Origin of the sequence: Calothrix anomala FACHB-343 (genome assembly GCF_014696435.1) — a bacterium.
Taxonomy (GTDB): domain Bacteria; phylum Cyanobacteriota; class Cyanobacteriia; order Cyanobacteriales; family Nostocaceae; genus Aulosira; species Aulosira anomala_A.
Genome location: NZ_JACJQG010000024.1, coordinates 23241 through 49682 on the forward strand (window position 1 = coordinate 23241; position 26442 = coordinate 49682).

General features: G+C 41.4%; 25 protein-coding genes and 1 pseudogene. 7 read left to right on the forward strand and 19 right to left on the reverse strand.

Annotation, left to right across the window (positions count from 1 at the left end; translation table 11 throughout):
- The first annotated feature begins 166 nt into the window (after positions 1-166).
- On the forward strand, positions 167-895 hold the full coding sequence (locus tag H6G08_RS15380; RefSeq protein ID WP_190544095.1) for a metal ABC transporter ATP-binding protein: 729 nt from the start codon (positions 167-169) through the stop codon (positions 893-895).
- A 115-nt stretch (positions 896-1010) separates the two neighbouring features.
- On the forward strand, positions 1011-1895 hold the full coding sequence (locus tag H6G08_RS15385) for a metal ABC transporter permease (RefSeq protein WP_190544098.1): 885 nt from the start codon (positions 1011-1013) through the stop codon (positions 1893-1895).
- Between the two features lie 76 nt (positions 1896-1971).
- On the opposite strand, the gene hisI is transcribed toward H6G08_RS15385, so the two are convergent.
- The 4 genes from hisI to hemB all read right to left on the reverse strand — a co-directional run bounded on the left by hisI (position 1972) and on the right by hemB (position 6727).
- Entirely contained in the window at positions 1972-2307 is a 336-nt protein-coding gene (hisI, locus tag H6G08_RS15390) for a phosphoribosyl-AMP cyclohydrolase (RefSeq protein ID WP_190544102.1), read from the reverse strand.
- A gap of 14 nt (positions 2308-2321) precedes the next feature.
- Positions 2322-4166 (reverse strand): threonine--tRNA ligase, encoded by a 1845-nt coding sequence (gene thrS, locus H6G08_RS15395; RefSeq protein ID WP_190544106.1) that lies wholly within the window; start codon positions 4164-4166, stop codon positions 2322-2324.
- Between the two features lie 87 nt (positions 4167-4253).
- Positions 4254-5330 (reverse strand): WD40 repeat domain-containing protein, encoded by a 1077-nt coding sequence (locus H6G08_RS15400; RefSeq protein WP_313941858.1) that lies wholly within the window; start codon positions 5328-5330, stop codon positions 4254-4256.
- 395 nt (positions 5331-5725) lie between these two features.
- The gene (hemB, locus tag H6G08_RS15405) at positions 5726-6727 is read right to left on the reverse strand and encodes a porphobilinogen synthase (RefSeq protein ID WP_190544109.1); all 1002 of its coding nucleotides are present in this window, start codon (positions 6725-6727) and stop codon (positions 5726-5728) included.
- Between the two features lie 199 nt (positions 6728-6926).
- On the opposite strand from hemB, the pseudogene H6G08_RS15410 reads away from it, so the two are divergent.
- A pseudogene (locus H6G08_RS15410) lies at positions 6927-7244 on the forward strand (DUF4351 domain-containing protein); the annotation flags it as partial.
- A gap of 1 nt (position 7245) precedes the next feature.
- Here H6G08_RS15410 and H6G08_RS15415 read toward each other — a convergent pair.
- From H6G08_RS15415 to H6G08_RS15465, 11 genes are all read right to left on the reverse strand, one after another.
- Positions 7246-7638 (reverse strand): MAPEG family protein, encoded by a 393-nt coding sequence (locus tag H6G08_RS15415; RefSeq protein WP_190544113.1) that lies wholly within the window; start codon positions 7636-7638, stop codon positions 7246-7248.
- A gap of 93 nt (positions 7639-7731) precedes the next feature.
- Entirely contained in the window at positions 7732-8970 is a 1239-nt protein-coding gene (locus tag H6G08_RS15420) for an RNA-guided endonuclease InsQ/TnpB family protein (RefSeq protein ID WP_190544116.1), read from the reverse strand.
- 203 nt (positions 8971-9173) lie between these two features.
- A complete protein-coding gene (locus tag H6G08_RS15425; RefSeq protein WP_190544119.1) occupies positions 9174-9923 on the reverse strand; it encodes a metallophosphatase in 750 nt (249 codons plus the stop codon).
- A 43-nt stretch (positions 9924-9966) separates the two neighbouring features.
- Positions 9967-10779 (reverse strand): metallophosphoesterase family protein, encoded by an 813-nt coding sequence (locus tag H6G08_RS15430; protein WP_190544122.1) that lies wholly within the window; start codon positions 10777-10779, stop codon positions 9967-9969.
- Positions 10776-11546: a CobW C-terminal domain-containing protein gene (locus H6G08_RS15435; RefSeq protein ID WP_190544125.1), complete on the reverse strand. Its 771-nt coding sequence runs from the start codon at positions 11544-11546 to the stop codon at positions 10776-10778. The genes H6G08_RS15430 and H6G08_RS15435 overlap by 4 nt, the downstream gene beginning before the upstream one ends.
- A gap of 36 nt (positions 11547-11582) precedes the next feature.
- Complete coding sequence (locus H6G08_RS15440; protein ID WP_190544127.1) at positions 11583-12824, reverse strand: FAD/NAD(P)-binding protein; 1242 nt, start codon at positions 12822-12824, stop codon at positions 11583-11585.
- Positions 12825-12955: 131 nt separating this feature from the next.
- Positions 12956-13603: a GTP cyclohydrolase I FolE gene (gene folE, locus H6G08_RS15445; protein WP_190544130.1), complete on the reverse strand. Its 648-nt coding sequence runs from the start codon at positions 13601-13603 to the stop codon at positions 12956-12958.
- Between the two features lie 367 nt (positions 13604-13970).
- Positions 13971-15017 (reverse strand): CobW family GTP-binding protein, encoded by a 1047-nt coding sequence (locus H6G08_RS15450; RefSeq protein WP_190544133.1) that lies wholly within the window; start codon positions 15015-15017, stop codon positions 13971-13973.
- 270 nt (positions 15018-15287) lie between these two features.
- Positions 15288-15461 carry a hypothetical protein gene (locus H6G08_RS15455; protein WP_190544136.1) on the reverse strand — a complete coding sequence of 58 codons (174 nt, stop codon included), beginning with the start codon at positions 15459-15461 and terminating at the stop codon, positions 15288-15290.
- A gap of 225 nt (positions 15462-15686) precedes the next feature.
- A complete protein-coding gene (locus H6G08_RS15460; RefSeq protein WP_190544139.1) occupies positions 15687-16997 on the reverse strand; it encodes a Rid family detoxifying hydrolase in 1311 nt (436 codons plus the stop codon).
- 182 nt (positions 16998-17179) lie between these two features.
- Positions 17180-17611, reverse strand: a complete 432-nt coding sequence (locus H6G08_RS15465; RefSeq protein WP_190544142.1) for an NUDIX domain-containing protein — start codon at positions 17609-17611, stop codon at positions 17180-17182.
- Positions 17612-17782: 171 nt separating this feature from the next.
- On the opposite strand from H6G08_RS15465, the gene malQ reads away from it, so the two are divergent.
- Positions 17783-19291 (forward strand): 4-alpha-glucanotransferase, encoded by a 1509-nt coding sequence (malQ, locus tag H6G08_RS15470; RefSeq protein ID WP_190544145.1) that lies wholly within the window; start codon positions 17783-17785, stop codon positions 19289-19291.
- A 101-nt stretch (positions 19292-19392) separates the two neighbouring features.
- Here malQ and H6G08_RS15475 read toward each other — a convergent pair whose 3' ends face one another.
- Together H6G08_RS15475 and H6G08_RS15480 are read right to left on the reverse strand one after the other, a co-directional pair.
- Positions 19393-20196 carry a helix-turn-helix domain-containing protein gene (locus tag H6G08_RS15475; RefSeq protein WP_190544148.1) on the reverse strand — a complete coding sequence of 268 codons (804 nt, stop codon included), beginning with the start codon at positions 20194-20196 and terminating at the stop codon, positions 19393-19395.
- A complete protein-coding gene (locus tag H6G08_RS15480) occupies positions 20171-20986 on the reverse strand; it encodes a pseudouridine synthase (RefSeq protein WP_190544150.1) in 816 nt (271 codons plus the stop codon). Before H6G08_RS15480 ends, H6G08_RS15475 begins: the two co-directional genes overlap by 26 nt.
- Positions 20987-21122: 136 nt before the next feature.
- On the opposite strand from H6G08_RS15480, the gene H6G08_RS15485 reads away from it, so the two are divergent.
- Entirely contained in the window at positions 21123-21836 is a 714-nt protein-coding gene (locus H6G08_RS15485) for an LmeA family phospholipid-binding protein (protein ID WP_190544153.1), read from the forward strand.
- A 155-nt stretch (positions 21837-21991) separates the two neighbouring features.
- Here the strand turns inward: H6G08_RS15485 and H6G08_RS15490 are convergent, their stop codons facing one another.
- The gene (locus H6G08_RS15490) at positions 21992-22885 is read right to left on the reverse strand and encodes a phosphatidate cytidylyltransferase (protein WP_190544339.1); all 894 of its coding nucleotides are present in this window, start codon (positions 22883-22885) and stop codon (positions 21992-21994) included.
- A gap of 152 nt (positions 22886-23037) precedes the next feature.
- Positions 23038-23640: a precorrin-6Y C5,15-methyltransferase subunit CbiT gene (gene cbiT / locus H6G08_RS15495; RefSeq protein WP_190544156.1), complete on the reverse strand. Its 603-nt coding sequence runs from the start codon at positions 23638-23640 to the stop codon at positions 23038-23040.
- Positions 23641-23792: 152 nt separating this feature from the next.
- Here cbiT and H6G08_RS15500 point away from each other — a divergent pair, with 152 nt between their 5' ends.
- Positions 23793-24974, forward strand: a complete 1182-nt coding sequence (locus H6G08_RS15500; RefSeq protein ID WP_190544342.1) for an RNA-guided endonuclease InsQ/TnpB family protein — start codon at positions 23793-23795, stop codon at positions 24972-24974.
- A 47-nt stretch (positions 24975-25021) separates the two neighbouring features.
- On the forward strand, positions 25022-26425 hold the full coding sequence (locus H6G08_RS15505; RefSeq protein ID WP_190544160.1) for a serine/threonine protein kinase: 1404 nt from the start codon (positions 25022-25024) through the stop codon (positions 26423-26425).
- Positions 26426-26442 lie beyond the last annotated feature (17 nt).

Here is a 26442-nt window from a genome sequence, read left to right on the forward strand (position 1 = left end):
GATACTCGTAAATTATGATTATGATTATCATTATCATAAAATCGGAGTCTCAGAGACTTTTAAGTAAAAAAAATATTCCATTGCTATTGTTCATTGTTGACTGTTGACTGTTAACTGTGAACCGTCAACGACTTTAACGGAATAATTTATTTTTTGGAGTTACCTAATGTTAGAAGTTCGTCATTTAGCAGTTAACTACAGAGGCGTTTGTGCGGTGACTGATGTCAGTTTCCGCCTAGAACCGGGACAAATCGTTGGTGTCATCGGCCCCAATGGTGCAGGTAAAAGTACGATGGTAAAAGCGATTTTGGGTTTAATTCCCCGTGAAAGTGGGGTAGTTAAATTTCGTAACAATTCCTTGAAACAGCATTTGGCGCAAATTGCTTATGTACCGCAAAAAAGTCAAATTGATTGGGATTACCCGATTACAGTGTTTAATGTGGTGATGATGGCGAGAACTAGACATACAGGGTGGTTTCGTTCCCATTCTCGCCAATCCCAAGCCATAGTCAGAGAAGCTTTAGAACGTGTGGGGATGTGGGAATTGCGCCAGCGCCAGATTGGGGAGTTATCGGGAGGACAACAGCAAAGAGTATTTTTAGCGCGATCGCTTGCGCAACAAGCTGAGTTATTCTTTTTTGATGAGCCATTTGTTGGTGTAGACAAAAAAACCGAGGCGGTAATTTTTGAAGTATTTAACGAACTGAAATATCAAAATAAAACCTTGATGGTGATTGGTCACGATTTGGGCGAAGTTTCCCGCAGATATGACCGATTTTTACTCCTCAATAAAACCATTATTGCTGATGGAAATAGTGCGGAAGTAATTAATGCTAAAAATATTCAAAAAGCCTATGGAGATGGAGTATTTTTTCTCCGCAGTGAATTAATTTAATTAGAACTGATGCACAAAAAATCAAACTCTTATCTCTCTGCGTTCTCTGTGTTCTCTGCGGTTAAATTTCTCTTAGATTTACGTAATACCTGTTAATTAATCTGGAGTTTATTTAATGTTAAATTTACTTTTAGAACCGCTACAATTTGAGTTTATGCGCAACGCCTTATTTACATCCATAATGCTGGGGGTATTATGTGCTGTTGTCGGTAGCTATTTGATTGTACAACGCATGGGATTATTAGGAGATGTGATTGCTCATGCTGTTTTACCAGGATTAGCGATCGCCTTTTTTTTTGGTGTCGATATTTTTATCGGTGCGTTCATTTCTGGTACAATCAGTACCTTGATTATTGCCTGGATTGAAACCCAGTCACGGGTAAAAGTTGATGTAGCAATGGCAATGGTTTTTTCGGGATTTTTAGCATTAGGAATTATGCTAATTACCATATTAAAAAGTCAAATAGACCTGCATAGTTTTTTATTTGGCGATATTTTAGGCGTAACCACATCTGATGTTGTACGTACTTTAATTATTACAGTAATTGTCTTACTAGGCGTAAAATTATTTTACAAAGAATTACTATTTTACACCTTTGATGCTTTAGCAGCGCAAGCAATAGGATTACCTGTAAACTTAATGCAAATCGGTTTAATTTCCGCCATTACCCTGACCATCATTGCTAGTATGCAAGCAGTGGGAGTAGTTTTAGTAGTATCACTATTAATTGGGCCTGCTATCACAGCTTATTTATTAGTCAAAGAATTACATCAAATGATGTTTTTAGGAGCAATTATTGGTGTAATTGGCAGCGTGAGCGGCATGTATATCAGCTATTATTTAAATGTCCCCTCAGGAGCCGCAATTGTTCTAGTCATATCTGGACTATTTTTATTAGCGCTTTTATTAAGCCCCACACAAGGAATTCTCACCAGACCAGAAATGGCTCATCAAAGAGCTAGACTAATTCAACAACTGACATCTGCAAAAAAGAAATGAATCGATTCAAAATTCCTCAGCAAAATTTTAGGGACGGTATCGCCCCGTCCCTAAAAATTAATCCGCCAACCAAAATCTAAAATTTGGTTACAGATATTGGTACAGCATTAAAAAAACAACTTCTTGCACCAGTGTGACAAGCAATATCACCAACTTGCTCAACTTTTAACAAAATGGTATCTCCGTCACAATCATAAAAAAGCTCTTGGACTTTTTGAATATGCCCAGATGTCGCTCCTTTATGCCATAATTGAGAACGCGACCGACTCCAATAATGAGCTTCACCAGTAGCGAGTGTTTTTTCAATTGATTCCCGGTTCATCCAAGCCATCATCAAAACTGTACCATCGCGGTAATCTTGGGCGATAGCTGGAATCAAACCTTGGTCGTTAAACTGCAAATTGTTCAACATTTTATTAACTGCTTTTAAATAACTTGTTTAGCAATTACAACCTCTTCTAAGCGGTGAAGCAATTCATCCAGATTCATAGTTCCTAAATCTCCGCCGATTCTAGTTCTGACGCTCAGATTTTGATTTTCTACTTCTTTTTTACCGACAACAGCCACAACAGGAATTTTCTCTAATTCGGCTGTACGAATTTGCTTTCCTAATCGCTCACCACTGTTGTCTATTTCGGCTCTTATCCCAGCTTTTTTTAAAGCAATTACTACAGATTCAGCATATTCTCGCACATCATCACTCACAGGTAATAAGCGTACTTGAATTGGGGCTAACCATAAGGGAAAATCACCAGCATAGTTTTCTACTAAAATGCCAAAAAACCTTTCTAAAGAACCAAAAATAGCCCGATGAATCATAATCGGTCGTTGACGACTACCATCAGCTGCAATATATTCCATATCAAAACGTTCTGGTAAATTAAAATCTACCTGAATTGTGGAACATTGCCACAAACGACCGATAGCATCTTGGATTTTAATATCAATTTTGGGGCCATAAAAAGCACCACCACCTTCATCAACAACATAATTCCAGCCTTTAGCATCTAAAGCTTGTTTGAGCGCTGATGTTGCTAACTCCCAGACTGTATCTGTTCCTACTGACTTATCTGGACGGGTAGAAAGATTAACTTCATAATTTTTAAAGCCAAAATCTGACAAAATCTGTTCTATAAGATTTAAAACTTTGAGAATTTCTTCAGCGATTTGATGAGGTAAACAGAAAATATGTGCATCGTCTTGGGTAAATCCTCTCACCCGCATCAAACCATGTAAAGCCCCGGAGCGTTCATAGCGATAAACTGTACCTAATTCTGCCCATCTTAAGGGTAATTCGCGATAGGAATGTAGTTGATGCTTGTAAGTTAAAACATGGAAGGGACAATTCATCGGCTTAATTTGATAAGCCTGATTTTCTACATCCATCGAGTCAAACATATTCTCTTGATAAAAGTCAAAATGACCCGATGTTTTCCATAAATCAAGATTGGCTATATGGGGTGTGTAGAGTAATTGATATCCTGATTCTAGATGGGCTTTGCGCCAATAATCTTCAATAATGTAGCGAATATTTGCACCTTTGGGATGCCAAAAAACTAATCCCCCACCAGCTGCTTCTTGAATACTAAATAAGTTCAGTTCTTGACCTAATTTTCTATGATCTCGGCGTAAGGCTTCTTCTCTTTGTTTGAGGTATGCTGCTAATTGGGAGGGAGTTTCCCAAGCTGTACCATAAATACGTTGTAGTTGGGGCTTGGTTTCATCTCCTTGCCAATAAGCGCCAGCAATATTTAATAATTTAAAAGCATCAGGTTGAATTTCACCAGTAAAATTAATGTGGGTCCCTGCACATAAATCCCACCAATAATTATTGTTAGGTTGAATATCTGTAATAAATAAAGAAGATTCCGGTGTCCCAATATCAGGACTACCAATAAAGTAACGAGTAATTGTTTCTGCTGGGGGAATCCGGTCGAGAATTTCTAATTTATAAGGTTCGTTTAATTCGGTAATTTCGGCGCGAATTTCTGCTCTTTCTACCTCTTCGCGAATGATAGGAAAATTGGCGTTGATTATCCGCCCCATTTGTTGCTCAATTTTTCCCAAATCATCAGGGGTAATGCTAACTGGACAATCAAAATCGTAATAAAAGCCGTTTTCTATAACTGGGCCAGTTGCTACTTTAGTCCCAGGAAATAGCTTTTGCACCGCCATCGCCATGATATGGGCGCAGGTGTGACGAATTCGCAGCAGTTTCTCACTGTCTTCCTGGGATAGGTTTTCCTGGGGTTTATTTAAGGAACTGACCATAGTTGAACTATAATGATAATCGTTATCATTATACGCCAAAACACAGAAAATTCCCCACCATGAGGGTGGGGAGTCGGTCAAAAAAATCTACTTTTTGCCAAAACCTTGACCTCGCTTCCCCTTTTTCCAAATAATTAACTCACCATTATTCCCACCGGCGGCTAATAAATGTCCTTGGGGATGCCAAGATAGACAAGAGAAACCATTTGCAGCACCATCAAGAACTTGAGAGATACGCTTACCCTTATTAGAGAGACAAACCCAACCATCTTCAGCAGCAGAACCTAACAGATGAGTTTGGGGTTGAAATTGGAGCGATCGCACTGTATCTTGATGTACAGGTAAAACCTGCGCTTCCCAATCATCAGATTTTTTTTCCCACACCACCACACCTTCGGCGCTAGCAGCAGCCAAAAGCGGTGCGCCAGATTTTGTGGCTGTATCTGACCATGTTAAATCACGAATTTTACCCGGAAAGCCGCGCATCATCCAAGGGTTGGGATTCTCCCATTCTAAAACAGTAATTGAACGATCCATATTCGCAGAAGCGATATATTTACCATCCGGCGACCAAGTTATCATCAAACTGGCAGAATCAACAGGTAACACACAAGGTTCATCATTCCAATTTTCCGCCATCCATATTTTTACCTCTTGATAACCAGCAACAGCTAAACTTTCTCCATTGGGATGCCAATTAATATCAAGCACAGAGGAAGTATTAAAATTTAGTATCGCCTCAAGTTCACCGATTTCTGCATTCCATATCTGCACGATGCGACCTAAACTGAAAGCTAGTAGATTGGCGTTTGGACTCCATACCATGCGGTCAATCCAAGTACCATCATTCTGCCGCACAATCACTAATTCTGGCTGCTGGGACTGTAAACGCCAAATTTTCACCTCTCCATTTTGCCCAGTTGCGGCGAGAAATTGACCATCCCAAGAAAAAGCCAGACAGTCTAAAGATTCTCCATTTCCTGGTAGGAGAGAAATTCCCTCAACTCCTTCTCCCACCAGCCACATCATCACCTCGCCATGGGCAGAACAAGCGGCGAGAATTTGACCTTGAGGAGACCAAGCGATCGCTGTAACATAATCTGACAGCATTCCTCGCCACTGCTGCTCAAATTCTCCTTGTATCTTTGCTTTTAAACTAGACACGCCCAAAACCTCTTGACTGATATCTTGCACCTACACCCTATAAGGGTGATGCTATACAAACAAAGTCTGCCTACGCAGGCTGATAAACTTCGTTTTTCGTTTTATTGCGAAAATATAATGTTTATTGAAAAGGCATTGTTTAAACATAAATACTTAGTGTAAAATGTGAGTTGACAACTCTGCGTACCTCTGGGTGCAAAACAATAATTTACCCAAGTAATTACACTAAATTAATTCACATAGGTAAATTACTTAAAACTTTTATCAAAAAAGTTACTCGCACCTTATTATGTAACGCCTAAACATCCACAAGCAAAGTAACTTATTGAACCCAATACCTCATCAATAACCAATGACAAATGACAAATGACAAATGACAAATGACAAATGACCAACTAAAGCAACATCAACGCTACTTCCTTAGCAAAATAAGTCAAAATCAAATCAGCACCAGCCCGCTTCATACTGGTTAAAGTTTCTAAAATCACCTTTTTCTCATCAATCCAACCATTTTGCGCCGCAGCTTTAATCATGGCGTACTCACCACTGACGTTATATGCAGCTACGGGTAAATTAGTATAATCTCTTACCTTTCTGATAATATCCAAATAAGCCAAAGCCGGCTTCACCATGACAATATCCGCACCTTCAGCAATATCTAGGGCTACTTCCTTGATTGCTTCCCGCGCATTTGCCGCATCCATTTGGTATGTTTTTTTATCGCCAAACTTAGGCGCAGAATCTAATGCATCGCGAAAAGGCCCGTAATATGCAGAGGCGTATTTTGCTGAGTATGCCAAAATTCTCACATCAAAATATCCAGCTGCATCTAATCCCCGACGGATAGCCCCTACTCTACCATCCATCATATCGGAAGGCGCAACCATATCAGACCCAGCCTCAGCTTGGGAAACTGCCATTTTCACTAATACTTCGACTGTGGGATCGTTGAGAATCACGCCATTTTCATCGACAATGCCATCATGACCGTGGGTAGTAAATGGGTCAAGGGCGACATCGGTAATTACTAAGATATCAGGCACAGCTTGTTTAATTGCCTTGATGGTGCGCTGTACTAATCCTTCAGGGTTGTAGCTCTCAGTACCAGTATCGTCTTTTTTGATTTCTGGAATCACTGGAAATAATGCGATCGCATTTATTCCCAATCGAGATACTTCCGCAATTTCTGTGACTAACAAATCTAGACTATATCGATAACATCCCGGCATGGAAGCAATTTCCACTTTTTGCGCTTCTCCTTCCATGACAAACATCGGATAAATCAAGTCATCCACAGTCAATGTTGTTTCCTGAACCATGCGACGTAAGGTAGCAGTACGACGCAAGCGCCGAGGGCGATGTACTGGGGTAGTAGGAGTAAGATTTTCTGATGACATGAGATTTGAAAACGATTATCGCTAACATATAATGATAATCGTTTTCATTGTCCGCACCGCAAAATACTTTCACAAAAAAAATAGCAATCCGGTTATTCTGCTTTTAAGTTGCACAATCCATCGTGAGGGCTGTCAACAGTCAACAGTCAACAGTCAACAGTCAACAGTCAACAGCCCCTATTAATAGTTATGCAATATTGAACAGCCCGAACCTACAAATCGCGCCATAATTGAGTTATTGGTCACGATCATGGTGTACAAATTTGAACAATTGAGTCGTAAAGAGGTTGAATCAATGTTAGGAATTACGCTTCAAGAAACGAGAGTGTACCGGGAAATTAAGGAAGAAGGAGAAAGATCGCTGATTCTTCGTCTATTAACTCGGCGGGTGGGAGAATTACCTCAAGAGGTGCGTGAACAAGTTGAATCTCTTCCCCTAGAACAATTAGAGAATCTAGGGGAAGCACTGCTAGATTTTACTAGTTTGGCTGATTTGCAAGCTTGGTTAGAAGCATAAATTATGGCTGCACTAAAGATAGAATGATACCAACTAGGGAACCAACAAGTAGAACCATACCGCTAAGAGAACTGATACCAAAGCCAACCAAGCGTTTTTCTGCTGCTTGATAGTATCCCCAAGCGTAAACAATTCGTCCTACCAGCCAAACTGCACCAATACCAGCTGCCCATAACGGGTTAACGTAAAAAGAAAATAACCATAAACCCGGTAAGAACAGAACTATTTGCTCTAGAGTATTTTGCTGAACGCGCAACACTCGCTCAAAGTTCGGATCTCCTGTCATTTGTGGAGGTGGTACTTTATATTTACCTCTCGCTCGACCAACATTAATTGTAATGACTAAGTAGAGTACCAGTGTCAAAGCAGTTATCAGACTAGTCCAGGGTGACATATCAATGCAAATCTTTGTGTACCAAAAAAGTATACTTAATGTTGATGATTGACGGTTGACGGTTGACTGTTGACTGTTGATTAAGTGAACTACCTACACTGACCTGACGGTACAGTGTAGGCTTCCCAATTCATTGGGGATTGCCGCAGACTTCGTAGATTTTTTACGTCCAGAAGTCTTTGGTCTTACATCCCCTCCAAGGGCAGAAGCGCTAGTTCCTAACGCCCATAATCGCAAACCTTCATTTCTAATATTTATTGCAGCGTTGATGTCTCTATCATGCTGTTTGTTGCAGTGCGGACAATCTACAAACCTTACCCCTAAGGAATCATACCCTTTCTGTAGCATTGGGATTGGTAGTAGAGTATCGCTACATAGTTGAGAAGATGGAAAAAAACGACCTATTTCAATATAGGTGTGTCCGAATTTAAGAGCTTTGTATTTAAGCATGGTTTGAAACATTCCCCATCCTTGGTCAGATATCGATTTGGCAAGGTTGGGATTTTTAACCATATTCTTCACTGCTAAATCTTCTACACAAATCACTTGGTTTTCGTATGCTATTTTGCGAGATAGCTTGTGTAGAAAGTCTTCTCTTACTCTAGCTATTTTACTAGAACTTTTAGCTACTGAGCGTTTAGCTTTTTGACGGTTACTAGATGTCTTATCTTTTTTTCTGGCTAGTTTTTTCTGTTTACGCTTTCTATTCTTTTCTAGTTTGGCTAATTGCTTCTTAGGTAGGTCATATTTTGAGCCAACAGACGTTATAGCAAAGTTTTTAAGTCCAAGGTCAACACCAATAGCTTCTCTAATCGCAACTACTGGCCTATCTTCTTGGTTGAAAAGAATAGATGCATAATACCTACCATCAGCATTTCTCGATATTGTTACAGTCGTGAACTTAGCGTTTGGCAGTTCTTTGTGAAACACAGCTTTAACCATCCCCAGATTGCCAGGAAACTTGATAACAGAATCCTCTGGCATTAGTTTCACATTTTGAGGATATTGAATAGATTGTTTACCATGTTTAGATTTAAAGTTAGGGAACTTAGTGCGTCCTTCAAAGAAATTGACAAACGCGCTAGAAAGATTGAATGTTACTCGTTGCAATACTTGAGAGTATGCAAGTCCTAACCATTCATATTCTTTCTTTAATCCTGGCAACAATTTGTCCATTGCAGCTTTGGAAAGCCCTTTAAGAGTTTCTTTATATGCTGTGGTTGTAGCATTGAGCATATAATTCCACAACCAACGGGTATTACCAAAACATTGAGCTAAATATGATTCTTGCTCATCAGTGGGATAAATTCTAACTTTAATTGCTCTATACATGGTATCGAGCTTACCGTGTTTCCTTTTTCATGGTAACACAACTAGTTAAAAATATCGCAACTTAAACAAATATTTTGTTCGTCTCCTCCATGCCCTCTTCCCTGATTTCGCTGACGCTCAATATTGGTCAGAGGGCTGTCGTCAACTCACGCGCAATTCATCTCGACACCTCCCTCCGGGTAGGTGTGAGCCTTCTTGCTGTTTCAGGTAAATTTTGCAGACTGAAAAGTTTTGTTAAATCCCTTACTTACTCCATAGTGGATAGTTTTAAATTCTACGGCGTTGGTGCTGGGATTGTAGAGAGTGTAGATGGCTTTCCCTGGATTGCGTCCCACATTACCTACACCTATAACTTGGCTGGGGGTGATGTTGACGGTTTGGGAAACTGGGGGACTATCAAGGGTGGTAACCCCTGTGGTGATGGAACCTGCTTGTAACTCGTATTGAAAAGCTAAACCAGAACGACCGCAGAATAAATTATGGGCTTGCATTCGTGACAGGCGATCGCACATTACAATTGCAGAAGTATCTGGTGTCAGTTCCTCATCTACAGATACCGTTGTTCCATGAATTAGCAAACAATCCAGTTCAAAAAAACCAAAATCCAGATTTCTGATCCATTGTACTGTTTGGCGAGAAACACTATCCCAAAGTAATTTGGCTGTATCTCCTCCATATTTAGCCATCAATTCCGTCGGTTCTCCCGTCGCACCTAAACAATGCAAAATCAAGCATTGTTCTTCCCACCATCCCTTACAAATCTGAGGTATTAACTCACCACGGCGAGGTTTACGCACCCGTTCTACCAACTGTTCCGATTCTGCTGTCGGCCCTACTAAATCACCCAGAATATACAAAGCCTCTATTACCCGACTTTGACGTTTAATATCAGCCATCACAGCCTCATAAGCCGCCAAATTACCCTCAATTCCACTCAAAATAGCCCATTTCATAGAATTTTGAATTTTGAATTTTGAATTTTGAATTTTCTTCCCCTCACCGTGTACACACATGGGTCGGATCGTCAGCGCGTTCCGCAAACTCTAAACCCCGCGCTAAACGCCAAGCAAAAATTGCTGGTAACCCTTTTTCAATAATCGCCGCACAAGTTTTTTGATAATCATAGGGGACTTCACGCAAGATTACGGCTTGAGTATCTGTGTCATAAATTATATATGTTGCATTAGGTCGCCCATGTCTTGGTTCTCCCACAGAACCAACATTAATAATTCGTTTTAAGGATGTATTAAAACTTTTTTCTTGAGCTTTTTCACCTTCAATTTGCACGCTAACTTTTAGCTTACCTGCATCTAAATTGCGAACATAAGGAACATGAGTATGACCGCAAAATAGCACATCTGCATTTACAGATAGTACCCTTTCTAAAGCCACAAAAGCATCAAGTTCTGGTAATAAATATTCATGATTACTGTGAGGACTACCATGTACAAACACCAAATTTTCGTGACGTAAACTGTAAGGTAATTGAGCAAGAAATTCGCGGTTTTCTGGGTGAATTTCTTTGTTAGTCCACTCATGAGCTAAATGTCCGCGTTTCTCAGCTAATAATGAGGGATAACTACAGTCACAAGCGTTCAAGCCTTCCACAATATCTTCATCCCAACAACCAGCACAAGTGGGAATATCTAAAGAACGAATTTGTGCTACTACTGCATTTGGATGGGGGCCATATCCGACTAAATCACCAACACAATAAATTTGTTCAGCTTTGTGTTTATCTATATCTAATAAAACAGCATCTAAGGCTTCATAATTACCATGAATACATGATATTACCGCTATTTTCATGCTTCTATTTCCTCAGCAAGCAATTGTTTAGTTTGTTCTTGGTAATTTAAAATTGCCATATCCGATAAACAGCAATCTCCCAATGTTTGAGCTACAGTAGCTTCGTCTAAGTCTTGAGCAAAAACTTCTATCCCACTAAAACGTTGTGGTCTACCTTCTAAATGACGAGGTAAGTCTAATTCGAGAAAATCATTTTTGGGAACGCCTGCAACATAATCTGCGTATAAATATCGCCCATCTGCAATATTAAAAATGCCTTTTGCACGGATGACTTGACCATAAGCGCCATGTGTCAGTTCATACCAAAATTCGTCTAGGCTGTTTTCATCCAAAACTTCGCCAGTGCTGGATGCACGCCAAATTCTAGCTTGTGTTGCAGTATTGGAGATATTTGCCCCTGGTATAATTTGGTTAGCCCATTCATGCCATTCGGAATTTTGTAGGTTTGGGGGTAGAACTGCGATCGCCTGATAATGTAAATTATCTAAAATCTGGGTAACTGCGCTTAACTCCAAGTAAAACCCCAATTCCAGATAAACCGCATCAGCTAAGGCTAGTTGATTCAAAAACTCAACTCTTTCGCTATCATTAAAAACCTTCACAGTGGGAAATTCCGCTACAAGGCGAGTTTGGTCTATAGGAACAGCCCCCGTACCCGGACTAAAATACAATACTTTGTCTCTCTGTTGTAATCTCAACTGTTGCTCAATCCAAGTGGTTTTTCCACAGCCAACAGGCCCAGCAACAACGGTAATTAAAGGTATCATACCAGAATGATAATCGTTTTTATGGGTTTAAAAAAATCAAGCACTGCGCAGGTGAGACAGCGCCAGACTCGGCTTGACAATTGCGGGAACAATCTTCTCACTCGCCATTCTTGCGCCTGACAAATTTCTCGCGGTTGGGCCTACTTGTAAAGCTGCTAACCCACCCATGATAAATAATTCCGAACCGGGAATACGCAAATATTCATCTAAAACAGGTAAACCGTTAACTATAGAAGTGGGATAAGCTGCGAAAACTTCTTGTAATAATGGCTCAGATGTAGCATCAAATTGAGTACCAGTAGAAAGCCAAATTCTACTATATTCTTGCTGACTTCCATCACTACATTTAACTAGCCAATTCTCACCCAACCACTCAGCTTTGACTACTTGACAATTTTCATCAAGTTTCAGATTACCATGACGCACCTGTCGCCGCAGTTGCATTCCCATTGCTGGTGTCATAGAACCACCATTACGCGCTTGTTTAATCATGGTAAAGCGCTGTGCATAATTTGATTCGGCAAAAAATCCCTTGAGATACTTCGGCCCTAACCATCCTGGTTCCGCATCAAATAATTTTTCTTGTAACTGTCTGCGTAACATTAAATCGACTTTTGCACCACGGGAAATTGCACCCACGGCTAAATGTCCGCTAGTTAATCCACCACCAATAATTAGGACTTTCTCACCCATGAAGCGCAACTTCCGTAAATCTACGGTGTGGGAATGACAAAGTCTATCTTGAGGATACAATGACTCAATTTGGTTTACCCCGTCGGGGAAGTTTAATTTAGCACTACCTGTTGCTAATACTACCCGTCGCGCCACAATTGCTTGTCCATCTTCTAGCCATAAACGCAAGCGGGGACGAATCAGATGACGCAGAGGTTCAATGCGAATTACCTTTAAAGGTATGACTTGCTGTGGTATGGAAAAGCGCGAAATTACATCCTGACAAAAATCTCCAAATAACTTAGTTCCTGGTAAATCGTAGGGGGGGAATAATTCACTACCGCGAGATTCCGCGAATTTCCGCAACGCAAAAGGATTGGGGTCTGGATGATGAACTGCGGGGGAACGTAAATGAGGAATTTCTAAAGCTGCAAATTGATGTTCCCAATTACTCATCCATGTACCACTAGGGTCAAATACCAAAAATTTACCCCGGATATTTTGGCGTTTTTGTAGCAGGTGCGTTACCAAGGTTAAAGCGTGAGGGCCAGCACCGATAATTGCGAGGTCAATTGTTTGGGGTATGGATGGTGGAGTATCTTGCATTTGCTGGTTCAGATTATGATATTTGAAAGTAATTCATGATGACGAGTTAGGAATTTCTAAGTAAAAAAAATTCCATAATTATTGTTAACTGTTGACTGTTGACAGTTCACAGTCAACAGTCAACAGTCAACTTAAAACTTCGGATTGTGTTGTACCAAATTCATAAATTCTTGACGAGTGCGAGAATCTTCTGAAAATACTCCACGCATCGCACTGGTAACAGTCCAAGCACCTGGTTTTTGCACACCACGCATCACCATACACATGTGGGTTGCTTCGATTACTACTGCTACACCACGAGGTTGGAGTAAACCTTGTAATGCATCTGCTATTTGTAATGTTAGACGTTCTTGAACTTGTAAACGGCGTGCATACATTTCACAAATGCGGGCGATTTTTGATAATCCGATGACTTTACCGTTAGGAATGTATGCTACATGGGCACGACCAATTATTGGTAATATATGGTGTTCGCAAGAGCTAAAAATATCAATGTCTCTGACTAACACCATTTCGTTAGCGTCTTCGGTAAATACTGCCCCATTTAAGAGTTCATCTAAGGATTCATGATATCCTTTGGTGAGAAATTGTAAGGCTTTGACAACTCTTTTGGGCGTATCTTTCAAACCTTCACGATCGGGATTTTCTCCTAAACCAATCAATAAGGTACGCACGGCTTGAATCATTTCTGATTCTGTAACATTGGGTAATTGCTGATTGCGTAAGGTGAGCATTTCTTCAGATGTGGAGATTAGTTCGGGAGGAATTGATAAAGTCATTGTTGATAAATTGATTGTTGATTGTTACAAAATTTTGGGTTTTCGATTTTCTGTTGAGTAGCTAGGTACAGGGTTGCATGAAATGCTGGTGAGTTGAGGATGGGAGGTTAAACGCAAAGGTGCGCAAAGGTAGGCGCAAAGGTACGCGGAGAATTAGATATGAATTAAGGAATTTTTGTGGTTAGTTGTGATTGCTGGTTGAGGATGGTTATGGATCAATACGGTTCAGTTAGGATTAAAACGCTGCGATATCGGTCAATTTTTTTTATGAACCGCCAAGACGCCAAGGACGCAGAGAGAAAAAGAAATACAAGGAAGTAATGCTTAACTGAACTGTATTGGGTTATAGATGATTAATTGAAGACGTTCACACTAAACATGCATTTAGGAGGGAGTTAATGTGGCTTTTATCTAGGTCTCTACCAATGACAACTAACTGATTTTTTGGTGGAGATGTCCAGTCATCTGCATGTAGTTGATAACGCACTCCACTAAGTTGGAAAATATGCCTTAAGTCGCTATCGTTGAACCAAAGTAAGCCTTTGGAACGCATAATATTGTCTGGTAGCTTGTCTGTGAGAAATTCTTCAAATTTGTGAACGTCAAAGGGGCGATCGCTCTGAAATGATATGGCTACAAATCCCTCATTTTCTATATGGTGAGAGTGATGTTTATGCTCGTGATGATGGTGGTGATGGTGGTCATGGTCGTGGTGATGATGATGTTCGTCTTCCTCTAATAGATGCTCGGTATAATCATTGATTGGTGTTAAATCAACATCTAAAATTAAGGGTAATGCTACTTCACCAAATTGACTGTGTAGAATTCTGGCTTGGGGTTTGAGTTGCTTGATGTAAGTTTCTAGTTCTGCTACTTTTTCGGTTGTTGTTAGGTCAGTTTTATTTAAGAGAATTACATCGGCATAGGTGATTTGTTTTAAAGCTGCTTCGCTGTCATAATGGCTAGGGGTGAATGCCTCAGAATCTACTACGGTGATGATAGAATCTAGCTGCGTTAAATCTCTCAGTTCTGTACCTAAAAATGTGAGAATAATTGGTAGAGGATCGGCAATACCAGTAGTTTCAATTACTAAATAATCGATGCGTTCTTCTCTTTCAAGAACTCGATAAACTGCATCAACTAATCCATCATTAATGGTACAACAAATACAGCCGTTGCTCAGTTCTACCATATCTTCATCCATCGATACGAGTAACTGACTATCGATGTTGATATCACCAAATTCGTTAACCAGGACAGCTACTTTTAAATCGTGCTTATTCTTGAGAATTTGGTTAAGCAGCGTTGTTTTCCCACTACCAAGGAATCCTGTAATAATTGTAACTGGCATTCCTCGCTTAGGAATAGCAACTATTTCGGTGTCGGTTGCTATATTTGTGGCTGTGTTAGTCATAATTCCTGGTTAATGCCATAGGCTGTTTGATAACGATTATCATTCTACACAAAAATTTGCCATCTGCAAGCAACAATTGTGCTTTGCGACTTCAACAATGGTTAGAGGTGCGGCAAATATCAAGTTAATTGTGCGGAAACTGGTGAAAAAACTGGCTAAGGAAGAGTTAACTGCACAAGGGTTAGTGTAAATTTTGCGGTATGTGGAGAGAAAAGCGATCGCATTTACCTTGTGTAATTAATTTTTGCCAACTAATCATCAATAGTTCAACTAAAAAGCTGCAACTGTGAGGTTAAAACGTGCAAACTTCGCCTTCAAAGGTGCAATTTCGCGCATAAAAGGTGCAAGCTTGGAGTTCAAAGCTGCAAACTTCGCCTTCAGAAGTTCAAGTTCCGAGTTTAAAGCTTCAAGCTTCGCCTTCAGAAGTTCAAGTTCCGAGTTCAAAGCTCCAAGCTTCGCCTTCAGAGGTGCAACAATGTCGCTATAAATGAGATTGGTGGTGATGCGAACTAAAAGTACCTTGTTTAGGATGTAGCAGTAGCCAGATAGATTAGGACATCAAGTCAGTCAATAGTCAACAGTCAACCGTCAACCGTCAACAACTATAAAACAAAATGGGGTACAGCAATGCTATACCCCGGAAAATATATATGAGCTATTGTGACTTTATTAACCAGGTATCACTGCGATACAATCAATTTCTACCAAAACATCCTTAGGTAAGCGCGATACTTCTACACAAGCGCGTGCTGGTGCTGTGTCTTCTGGAAAATATTTGGCATAAATCGCATTTACAGCCGCGAAATCATTCATATCAGCCAGAAAGACGGTAGTTTTTACCACATCTTCAAAACCTGCACCAGCTTCTTTTAAGATAGCTTCTAAATTAGCGATTACCTGTTCAGTTTGCTTTTTAACATCATCAGTATAGACAACTTGACCAATGCGGGGATCGATGGCAATTTGTCCAGCTACAAACAACATTTGACCAGAAGCGGCGATCGCTTGATTATACGGCCCCACTGGTTCCGGTGCATTATCAGTGCGAATAACTTGGCGTGTCATAGATATTACTTTCCCCAAAGATGCTTGCTGCTTACCGACTTCCATCTCACAGGCCATCGGTTTGTAAACTTCTCCATCAGGCATTATCGCACCAGTTAGGTCAGCATCTTCTAAGTTAGCTCCGTAAACCTGGGCAGAAGTCAAATCAGCTTTCTTTAGAGTTGCTCCCTTAAGATTTGCATTCATCAAATCAGCTTGTTGTAAATCCGCTCTATCTAAATTTGTTCCTTGTAAACAAGCTTTTCTGAACTTTGTACCTCTTAAATTTGCTGCACCCAAATCAGCCTCAGCTAGATTCATGCCAGACAAATCCTTTTGAGTTAAGATAACACCCCGAATCCTGGCTCCCTGGAAATTAGCATCTTTGACTGTCACATGATTGAGGTTTGCTTGGCTCAAATCGGCTTTAAATAAGTTAGCCTCACTAAAATTCGTACCATTAAGGTTGGCTCTAACAAGATTTGCTTCTTTTAATGAGGCTTGAGTTAGATTGGCGTGTTCTAAATTAGAGTCACTCAAATTGGCATTATCTAGGTTGGCATTACTAAAGTTAGCACCAGTGATAGTTGCTCCACTCAATTTCGCACTATCTAAGTTAGCATTACTAAAATTAGGAGACTTTAAGTTTGCTTGACTCAAGTTTGCACCACTAAGGTCTGCCCAACTCAAATTTAATCCAGAACTTTCCGCCAACCCGCTCAAATTTGCACCTGTCAAACAAGCCCTAGTAAAGTTTGTGTTGTTAAGATATGCATTGCTCAAATTTGCATTATTCAAATCTGCACCAGTCAAATCAGAACCCTTCAGATTGATTCCACTTAGGTTTGCACCTTGGAGGTTGACTCCTCTAAGATTTTCTTGCTCAAAATTCCGATGTCGTGCTGCATATTTTTGTAAAAGCTCCTCAGCATCCATAATGCACCTTTAAATACCACTGCCTCAGTATAATCTCGATAATTAGGCAGGAGTATTCTTCTCCTCTCTTCCTTAGCGAACTTCGCGCCTTCGCGGTTCGTTTCCCCCAACCCAACCCATAAAGCCGAAATATTAATTACTCCCTCTCTCTGTGTCCTCTGCGCCTCTGCGGTTAATTTCCCCTACCCCAACCTCGGACGCAACCCATAATGCCGATACTGCCAATAATCCCGCAGAATGCGATCGTGGTCAAAACACAAATTCCCAGGAACCCGCCAAGACTCAAAAATGCCGATATTCTTCGCATCATCACCGGCTTTAGGTTCACCTTTTGCGATCGCTAAAAACACAACACTCATCGTATGCTGACGCGGATCGCGGTTAGGGTCAGAATATACCAGAAATTGTTCAATTAACTCCACCTGTAAACCCGTCTCTTCCTCCGCTTCCCGCTTCGCCGCCACTTCCACCGCTTCACCATAATCGACAAAACCACCAGGAAGCGCCCAACCTAAAGGCGGGTTATGTCGCTCAATTAACACTATAGGTAGATGAGGGCGATCCACCAATTCAATAATGATATCTACTGTCGGGGCGGGATTTCTGTAATTCATCTGCATTATTAAGGATTAAGTAGGAATTATGAGCTTTTATAGGGAATTGTTACATTCTCTACATCTATCACCATAGGCAGCTTTTAAACCAACCCCTACCGTGATAAATTCGATGCGATCCCCTAGCGTCATGTTAAGGCGATCGCTTGCTCCCATATCATCTAATTAACTATGCCTTTCCCTAGATCCAGTGGCATTTTGCTGCACCCTACTTCCTTTCCCAGTCGATTTGGGATTGGGGATTTAGGCCTAGAAGCCTATAATTTTATTGATTTTCTGCAACAGAGCTATCAACAATATTGGCAAGTTTTACCTTTAGGGCCTACTGGGTATGGTAATTCTCCTTATGCATGTTATTCAGCAATGGCGGGTAACCCCCAACTCATCAGTCCAGAACAACTAAAAGACCAGGGTTTACTCACAGAAGATGACTTTGCTAACTTACCAGCATTTGACACATCTCAGGTAGAGTACGAAAAAATTGCGCCTATCAAGCTTGATCTGCTCAAAAAAGCTTGTAATAACTTTAAAACTCAAGCCACACCTTTACAACAAAAAGAATTTTCTGGTTTTTGTCAGAGTAAAGCTTATTGGCTCGATGACTATGCTTTATTTATGGCGCTGAAAGATAGTAACGGCGGCTCAAGTTGGTATACTTGGGAACTAGAAATTGCCAAACGCGAACCCAAAGCCATCGAGCAAGCACAGCGACAGCTAACTGAAGAAATTTACTTTCACAAATATATCCAGTTTGAATTTTTCCGTCAGTGGTCGGAACTCAAAACCTATGCCAACATGAGGGGTATCCACATAATTGGCGACATCCCCATTTATGTAGCTCATGATAGCTCTGATGTCTGGGCTAACCCTAATATTTTCTGTTTAGATGAAGAGACAGGCGAAGCAGCTTTGATGGCTGGCGTTCCACCAGATTACTTTAGTGCTACAGGTCAACTGTGGGGTAACCCAGTATACAACTGGGAGGAATTAGAAAAGCAAGACTTTAAATGGTGGCTGGGACGCTTCCAAGCCATGCTGGATTATGTAGATGTGATTCGCATTGACCACTTCCGAGGTTTTGAAGCATACTGGGCTGTGGAACAAGGAGAAGAAACAGCAATTAATGGCGAATGGTTAAAAGCGCCTGGGGAAGAATTGTTTGAGACAATCAAACAAAAATTAGGCACTCTACCTGTATTAGCAGAAGATTTAGGCGTAATTACGCCAGAAGTAGAAGCACTACGCGATCAATTTGAATTTCCGGGAATGAAAGTTTTACAATTTGCTTTTGGTTCCGATCCTGGTAATCCTTTTCTACCCTTTAACTACCCGCGCAATGCTGTAGTCTACACCGGCACTCATGATAATGACACCACAATTGGCTGGTACAACCAAGCAAGTGATTGGGAAAAGCGCAACTTATTACTTTATCTTGGCTGTATCAGTCCAGAAGGGATTCATTGGGATTTAATTCGACTGGCTTTAAGTTCTATTGCCAATCAGGCAATTATTCCTTTACAAGATGTTTTAGGATTGGGAACAGAAGCGCGAATGAATTTCCCCAGTGTTGCTGAGGGGAATTGGGGATGGCGTTATCAAAAAGAAGCCTTGACTGAGGAATTAAGTCAGAAGCTCAAGGTTTTGACAACACTCTATGGACGCGCACCCAAAGAATCCTGAGAGGTTGCTGGATTATCATCAAAATTAATCAGCACTTCAGTGTTGCAAAATTCACCAACTGAAGTGCTGATTAATTGAGATAATTTAGCCTGCGAGCAAAATTAACGTGGTAGACTGCGGGGTCTAGCAGCAATTTGCACTTCCTCTGGCTTTCCTAACTCACCCATTTCCTTGGGTTGCTCCTGATTGACGCTCATCAATACACCACCAGCGTTATCTGTTTTCACAGTGAGCTGCTCGTTAGCTTTCCAAGTGCGTTGAGTTCCTTGTGGAAGAGTACCCTCAAACTCAGTTTTACCATCAGCGACTACCCGAATCCAAGATGAAGCTTTTAAAGTAACACCCACCTGTACTGGTGTACCAGGTTTAGTGGTCATCAGGGTGTTGCTATATGGTTTGATATCTGGTAATACTTGTTTTGAGTTTTTTTGTTGTGCTGCTTTGGGTTGAGATGGGGTAGTACTTGCTTGTAAGGCCGAATCTTTCAAGAGTTGAGATAAGCCGCTAACAGAGCAAATAATCACAAATATATAAAGAAAATACAAATGCAAAGGACGTAATTGATTAATGGGCTTATTCGTCCAAGCTGGTTTAGGGTTCTTCTGTTGATAGACAATGGGAAAAGTGCTAGACAATTCCACGCCATTAAAACCTAAAGCATCGGCAAATTGCCGAATTAAACCTTGAATATAAACTGGTTCTGGCAATTCTGCTAAATTCCCTTCTTCTATCGCTTGCAGGAGCCGTTTGGGAATTCTGGTTAATATAACGACTTCTTCTAAAGATAAGCCTTGTTCTTGACGCGCCGCCCAGAGTTGACCGCCAATTTCCGCTAATTTTTCGGCCTGTTGTTGCTCTACTGACAGTGTTGGTGGCTGATTATCCTTCCTGTTGAACCATTTCATGTGTAGTTACACTCCTTAACTCAGCTGAATCTGTAATAGGTATGTGCTTGATTTGCTGTTGCAAAAAGCGCATCTCATCATTTCTTAGGGAACGATACTTACCCTCTTTGAGATAGGGTTGTTTGGGAACTTGTAATTTAATCAGTCCGATGGCAGTTCTATGTAGCTTGATGACCGGGTAGCCTAATTGTTCGGCTATACGGCGAATTTGGCGGTTACGTCCCTCCTTTAAAACAATCTCTAAACAGCTTTGTGCATTTAAACTTTCGATCAGGCGCACCTCAGCCGGTCTTGTTCTTCTACCATCTAGGATCACACCCTGACGCCACATTTGTAACAGTTCTTCTGGCGGATGTCCTTTAACTACTACACGATAAGTTTTAGGAACGCTGTGACTGGGATGGGTCAGCGCAAATGTTAAATCGCCATCGTTAGTCAGTAATAATGCACCGGTGGATTCTGTATCTAAACGCCCTACTGGGTGAATACCAGAACCACTACGTAATTCTTTGGGTAATAAATCTAAAACTGTTGTTCTTCCCTGGGGATCGTAGCAAGTAGAAACTACCCCAGCAGGTTTGTTAAGCAACAAATATATAGGAGCCGGACGTTGCTTGCTAACAACTGGTTTGCCGTCAACTGTAATTTTGTCTTTTTCCGGGTCAACTTTTTGACCTATATGTGCTAACACACCATTAATCCGCACGCGCGATCGCCTGATCATTTCTTCAGCTTCACGACGTGAGGCAATACCCCATTGAGCGAGAACTTTTTGTAACCGAGCCTCCATGTGGAAATTACTTATTCTACCGTTAACATTTAAATTATAAAATTTGTCCTTTGTCGTTAATCACCATAAATGTTACATTTATGGATTGATTAACTTCTACCGATTTTTGAGTCACTACCCATAAATAACAAGTGAAATGACTGAGCAAAATTCCGATGGCAAACGTAATCAAAAGATACGGATAATTACGAATCTGCTCACAACTGCACTAAAGATATGGTTGCGAGCGCAAGTAAGTCAAGTTTCGCACATCGATGTGGACATTAAAGCCAGCGATCGCCAACTGCTGTCTGGAAAAATTCCTTGGGTATCGATTGGGGCTAGTCATGCTGTTTATCAAGGCCTCCATATTGGACAAATTCAACTCATCGCTGAAAATATTCAAGTCAACATAGGCTCGGTTATTAAAGGACAGCCGCTCAAACTGTTAGAAACAGTACCAGTAGTTGGTGAATTGATCGTCGAAGAGAAGGATCTGAATAATTCCCTCTCATCCGAGCTGTTATTAACGGCCTTAAATGATGTACTGGTTAAACTTTTACCAGAACACTGCGCAAAAACCAAGTCTATTTCTTGGCAAAAAATTATTCTGGAAAATCATCAAATTATACTGAGTGGCATTCTAACATCTGAAGGTCAATCTATGCCCCTGGATATATACCTGGGCATAAACTTAATCAATGGTCGCGAGTTGCAACTAGCACCAGTTCTCATCAAGTGCGATATTGTCACTCCAGAACAGAGTAATCATGAGTACACCTTCGATCTCGGTTCAGAGGTCGATATCCAAGAACTCACACTGATCCCAGGTCAGTTACGCTGTCGCGGGCAGATTAACGTCAATCCCTGATCATTAAAAATCAAAAACTTAAATTGCTTATTATTTATAATAATTTATCTTTTTGAAGAATGATGGGTATTGGGTATGGGGCATTGGGCATTGGGCATTGGGCATAATTACGCCATTTATTCTCCCCTGCTCCCTGCTCCCTGCTCCCTGCTCCCTCACCCCCCCTTGGCAATTAAGGGTAATAACAAAGTCACGAAATAGTAAACTAAGGGCGCTGTAAAGATATAACTGTCTGTACGATCTAAGATGCCGCCATGTCCGGGGATCAACTGTCCGGAATCTTTGACTCCAGCATCGCGCTTCAGCACAGATTCGATGAGGTCGCCTAAAAGACTAGCGATCCCAATTAGTAAACCCAAGGCTAAACCAGTGTAGAGGGCATTAGTCCAGTGAAGATAATAAGCACCGCCTAAACCCACAGCGATGCTAGCACTAATGCCAAATACAGCACCTTCCACGGTTTTTTTCGGGCTGATATCAGATAAACGAGTTTTGCCAAAGAACTTGCCAATGGTGTAAGCGCCAATATCAGCTGCCCAGATGCAAAAAAAGGTCAGCACGGTCGCTTTCAGTCCTTGGGGAAGGGAGGCCAGGTTTGCTCGCTCTAGAATATCTGCCCAACTAGCAGGCCAGTAACCGCCTAAAGGTAGATTGCTGAGGGCGACGTTACCAAGCGATCGCAATCTTACCCAATAACTAGGCAAGTAACCCACATAAAATAGCCCCATAATTGAAGCGGAAATATCAGCAATTGTTGCCATTTTGGGTTGAAATAGCAGGTAAAAACAAATAAATGTCCCCGCTATTGGCATCACAGCGTCAGCTAAGTCACCATTCAGCGTACAAATTACCAGTAAAACTTGACTGACAAACATAGTGGTTTTGACAGCAGGAGCCATACCTCTGGCTAGCACCAAATTAAAATATTCCTGTTGTCCTAAAAACACCACAATCGCAATCATTATGGTAAAGTACCAGCCCCCTAACAAGGTAGAAAATAGAGCCAGTGCGATCGCAACAATTCCACTAATAATCCGAGACCAAGGCATAGAAGTATTGAGGATGGGGCATTGGGCATGGGGCATGGGGCATGGGGCATTGGGCATTGTAAATAATTTTGGATGAGATTCCCATCTAAAATCCAAAATTTCCTCTCCCTAGTCCCTTAAACCTAGTCCCTAGCCGCTAAATTTATGTAGATTCACTCTAGTTTCTCACCACTGAGGATAAAAATGGGATCTATGGCGGCAAAGGTTTGCGAAAAACCTCGCATTTCTAAGCGATTGACGCCAGATTGCACAACTTCAATATTTCGTGCTTGTAATTGAGAAAAGCTTTGAGAGATAGCATAGAGACTTTCTAGATTAGCAGCTGTCGCTACTACTCTACCCATAGGCGGTAGATAATCCCACACTGCTTGCAAAATATCTTGAATCGGGCGTCCTCCCTCAATACATACACGATGAGGAGTAGGTTTTAGTTGCTGCAAACAATCCGGGGCATTACCTTCAATCACTTCCACATTTTTCACCTCAAAGCGATCGCAGTTTCGGCGGATCAAATTGGCTACTTCTTCATCCCGTTCTACAGCAATAATTTGCCCATAAGGACACAATAATCCTACCTCTACAGGAATTGTACCTGTACCTGCACCAATATCCCATAATACGGAATCTGGCTGCAGCCGTAATTGAGCAATTAGTAATAGTCTCACTTCTCGCTGGCTCATGGGTATTCCTGGTAAATGCTCGAACATTTCATCAGGAATCCCAGGGGTAATGTAAGGCCAAATTTTGGAAGGCATAGAATTACATATTTATACTAAAGATATCAGCTTGTTTATTGGCATAGTCACCAAAGTCATCGCGCCGTGGAAGCCCCTGGCTTTAGACATGGGGGCAAGGCGCAGGCGAATTTATTCGCCGTGAGCAAATCACAAGTGATAAAATGAGCAGCATGGAACAAGTACTGACATTGGTTTGCAAGCTTAATCCCACCTTTGGGCAAATTGCCCAAATTGAGGCAACACTGAAAGCGTTTGCAGATGCTTGCAATTATGCTAATGAGCAAGTTAAGCCTCAAATAACAAGTAAGACTACTATTCAAAACTTGGTTTATCAAGATTTGCGTTCGTCGTTTGGGCTGTGTGCTAATTTGGCAGTCAGGGCTTGTGCTAGAGTGGGAGCCAATCGCAAAACTGCCAAACAAAAGAATAAACCAGTTAAATTCTTTAAGCCAACTAGCGCCGACTACGACGCTAGGATTTTTGCATTTAGAGAGAAAGACTGGACTGTTAGCCTGACATTGACCGAAGGCAGGGAGCATATCAAATTGGATGTTGGTAACTACCAGCGAGGTAAACTCAAAGGCAGAAAACCAACATCGGCGCAGTTGTGTAAACATCGAGATGGTTCCTACTACATTCATATTCAAATCAAAGATGAAGCTCCACAGCCGCTTAAACCAACCAATGTGATTGGCGTTGATTTTGGGCGTAGAGATATTGCTGTAACTAGCGATGGGGACAAATGGGATGGAAGGCAGATAACAGAGGTTCGGGATAGATACGCTAAAACTAGGGCTTCTCTCCAGCAAAAAGCGTCGAAAGGCACAAGGTCTACTCGCCGTAGGGCAAGGCAGATTTTGCAACGGCTGTCGGGGCGTGAGAGAAGATTTCAGTCTTGGCTCAATCATCAAATCAGCTACCGGATTATTCAACAAGCCAAAAGCACAAGCGCGATTGTTGCTATTGAAAACTTGACTGGGATTAGGGAACGCACAAACACTCAACCCAGAAACAAGGTTGAGCGCAGACGTTCTAATTCTTGGTCGTTTTATCAATTGCGGTACTTCCTTGAGTACAAAGCCATCAAAGAAGGGGTTGAGGTGATTGCCGTGCCGCCAGCATACACAAGCCAAACCTGCCACCAATGTTTGCACATTGGGTTGAGGTCGGATAAACGCTTCAAGTGTGGTAATTGTGGCTGGCATGGTGATGCTGATTTGAATGGCGCAAAAATGATTTCTTTATTGGGGCAGTCTGTAAGCCTGCCTAGAGGTTCGGGTTATTTGTGCTGTAACCTCAGCACCGATAGCTCAGGGCTACTACAAAGCCCCGCCCTAAAGGGCTGGGGTTAGCTTACAGGCTCTCACCACTTCTAGGCGTAGCGCTATCAGTAATCATTATGATTCCAGAAATATTGGGCGAACGCTACGAAATTCAGCAGCAATTGGGCAAAAAAGCGGGAAGGCGAACCCTATTAGCCCGTGATTTACTAACTCAGGAACTCGTCATCATCAAGTTACTGATTTTTGGCGGTGACTTTGAATGGGACGATCTCAAGCTATTTGAGCGAGAAGCTGAAACTTTAAAATCTTTATCGCATCCTGCTATTCCTCGCTATTTAGATTATTTTGAAGTAAATTCACCGACGATTAAAGGATTTGCCTTAGTACAGAGTTATATCCCAGCCCAAACTTTAGAGCAATACTTAAAATCTGGGCGAATTTTTACAGAGGCGGAAATTCAACAAATAGCCAAGGCTGTTTTAGAGATTCTAATTTACTTACACGGGCTACATCCGCCTGTAATTCACCGCGATATTAAGCCTAGCAATATTTTATTAGGCGATCGCTCTGGCAATAGTGTTGGTCAAGTTTATCTGGTCGATTTTGGCTCAGTACAAACTGTTTTGGCAACTGAAGGCTCAACGCGGACGGTGGTAGGTACTTACGGTTATATGCCACTAGAACAATTTGGCGGGCGCACCGTTCCTGCATCGGATCTCTACAGCTTGGGTGCAACGTTAATTTACTTGCTAACGGGGACTCATCCCGCCGATTTACCTCAAAAGGATTTTCGCATTCAATTTGAGCAAGCAGCTAATATCAGTCCTGATTTGAGTCATTGGTTAGGCTGGCTGATCGAACCTAATCTCGAAAAGCGTGCCAGTTCTGCCCTCAAAGCCATCCAAGCCTTAGATAAACCCCTAGTTTACCAGGCGACAGATTTAACTGATTTAACGATTAGTCAACCGCCAGGAAGCAAAATTCAACTGACGAAAAATCAGGATGTGTTAGAAATTCTCATTCCGCCTCATGGCTGGCAAGCATCGATGTTATTTTTAGGTACCTTTGCGATCGCTTGGAATTCATTCATCCTATTTTGGACGATTGGCGCGCTTGCTGCACCTTTTCCGGTTAATATCCCCTTTGCCTTGTTCTCCCTGCCTTTTTGGGGCGCTGGCGGCTTTATGATGTATGGTTTTTTATTTAGTATCTGGGGAAGTATGAAATTACACCTGGATAGTCAACAAGTATCTTCAACCTATGAGTTATTTGGATTTAAATTTCATCGTCCTCGACCATCCCCCCGGCAGAATATTACTAAACTAGTGTATATTCCACCACATTTTACTAAAGATTCTGATGGCGACAGAACCCAGGTACCCGCACAATTAGAAATCTGGGCTGGGGTACAAAAATATCAGCTTGGTGGTAATAATATTCCTCTCAAATCTGAAGCGGAAATGGAATGGCTAGCCCAGGAATTAAGCGATTGGTTAGGGATAGAGATTCAGACTCAGTAGAAATTGCCTAAAAAGTC

What these genes read in the sequence shown, in the direction of transcription:
- H6G08_RS15380 (WP_190544095.1), top strand. Translation starts at nt 167, where the DNA reads ATGTTAGAAGTTCGTCATTTAGCAGTTAACTACAGAGGCGTTTGTGCG.
- H6G08_RS15385 (WP_190544098.1), top strand. Translation starts at nt 1,011, where the DNA reads ATGTTAAATTTACTTTTAGAACCGCTACAATTTGAGTTTATGCGCAAC.
- hisI (WP_190544102.1), bottom strand. Translation starts at nt 2,307, where the DNA reads ATGTTGAACAATTTGCAGTTTAACGACCAAGGTTTGATTCCAGCTATC.
- thrS (WP_190544106.1), bottom strand. Translation starts at nt 4,166, where the DNA reads ATGGTCAGTTCCTTAAATAAACCCCAGGAAAACCTATCCCAGGAAGAC.
- hemB (WP_190544109.1), bottom strand. Translation starts at nt 6,727, where the DNA reads ATGTCATCAGAAAATCTTACTCCTACTACCCCAGTACATCGCCCTCGG.
- H6G08_RS15415 (WP_190544113.1), bottom strand. Translation starts at nt 7,638, where the DNA reads ATGTCACCCTGGACTAGTCTGATAACTGCTTTGACACTGGTACTCTAC.
- H6G08_RS15420 (WP_190544116.1), bottom strand. Translation starts at nt 8,970, where the DNA reads ATGTATAGAGCAATTAAAGTTAGAATTTATCCCACTGATGAGCAAGAA.
- H6G08_RS15425 (WP_190544119.1), bottom strand. Translation starts at nt 9,923, where the DNA reads ATGAAATGGGCTATTTTGAGTGGAATTGAGGGTAATTTGGCGGCTTAT.
- H6G08_RS15430 (WP_190544122.1), bottom strand. Translation starts at nt 10,779, where the DNA reads ATGAAAATAGCGGTAATATCATGTATTCATGGTAATTATGAAGCCTTA.
- H6G08_RS15435 (WP_190544125.1), bottom strand. Translation starts at nt 11,546, where the DNA reads ATGATACCTTTAATTACCGTTGTTGCTGGGCCTGTTGGCTGTGGAAAA.
- H6G08_RS15440 (WP_190544127.1), bottom strand. Translation starts at nt 12,824, where the DNA reads ATGCAAGATACTCCACCATCCATACCCCAAACAATTGACCTCGCAATT.
- folE (WP_190544130.1), bottom strand. Translation starts at nt 13,603, where the DNA reads ATGACTTTATCAATTCCTCCCGAACTAATCTCCACATCTGAAGAAATG.
- H6G08_RS15450 (WP_190544133.1), bottom strand. Translation starts at nt 15,017, where the DNA reads ATGACTAACACAGCCACAAATATAGCAACCGACACCGAAATAGTTGCT.
- H6G08_RS15460 (WP_190544139.1), bottom strand. Translation starts at nt 16,997, where the DNA reads ATGGATGCTGAGGAGCTTTTACAAAAATATGCAGCACGACATCGGAAT.
- H6G08_RS15465 (WP_190544142.1), bottom strand. Translation starts at nt 17,611, where the DNA reads ATGAATTACAGAAATCCCGCCCCGACAGTAGATATCATTATTGAATTG.
- malQ (WP_190544145.1), top strand. Translation starts at nt 17,783, where the DNA reads ATGCCTTTCCCTAGATCCAGTGGCATTTTGCTGCACCCTACTTCCTTT.
- H6G08_RS15475 (WP_190544148.1), bottom strand. Translation starts at nt 20,196, where the DNA reads ATGAAATGGTTCAACAGGAAGGATAATCAGCCACCAACACTGTCAGTA.
- H6G08_RS15480 (WP_190544150.1), bottom strand. Translation starts at nt 20,986, where the DNA reads ATGGAGGCTCGGTTACAAAAAGTTCTCGCTCAATGGGGTATTGCCTCA.
- H6G08_RS15485 (WP_190544153.1), top strand. Translation starts at nt 21,123, where the DNA reads ATGACTGAGCAAAATTCCGATGGCAAACGTAATCAAAAGATACGGATA.
- H6G08_RS15490 (WP_190544339.1), bottom strand. Translation starts at nt 22,885, where the DNA reads ATGCCTTGGTCTCGGATTATTAGTGGAATTGTTGCGATCGCACTGGCT.
- cbiT (WP_190544156.1), bottom strand. Translation starts at nt 23,640, where the DNA reads ATGCCTTCCAAAATTTGGCCTTACATTACCCCTGGGATTCCTGATGAA.
- H6G08_RS15500 (WP_190544342.1), top strand. Translation starts at nt 23,793, where the DNA reads ATGGAACAAGTACTGACATTGGTTTGCAAGCTTAATCCCACCTTTGGG.
- H6G08_RS15505 (WP_190544160.1), top strand. Translation starts at nt 25,022, where the DNA reads ATGATTCCAGAAATATTGGGCGAACGCTACGAAATTCAGCAGCAATTG.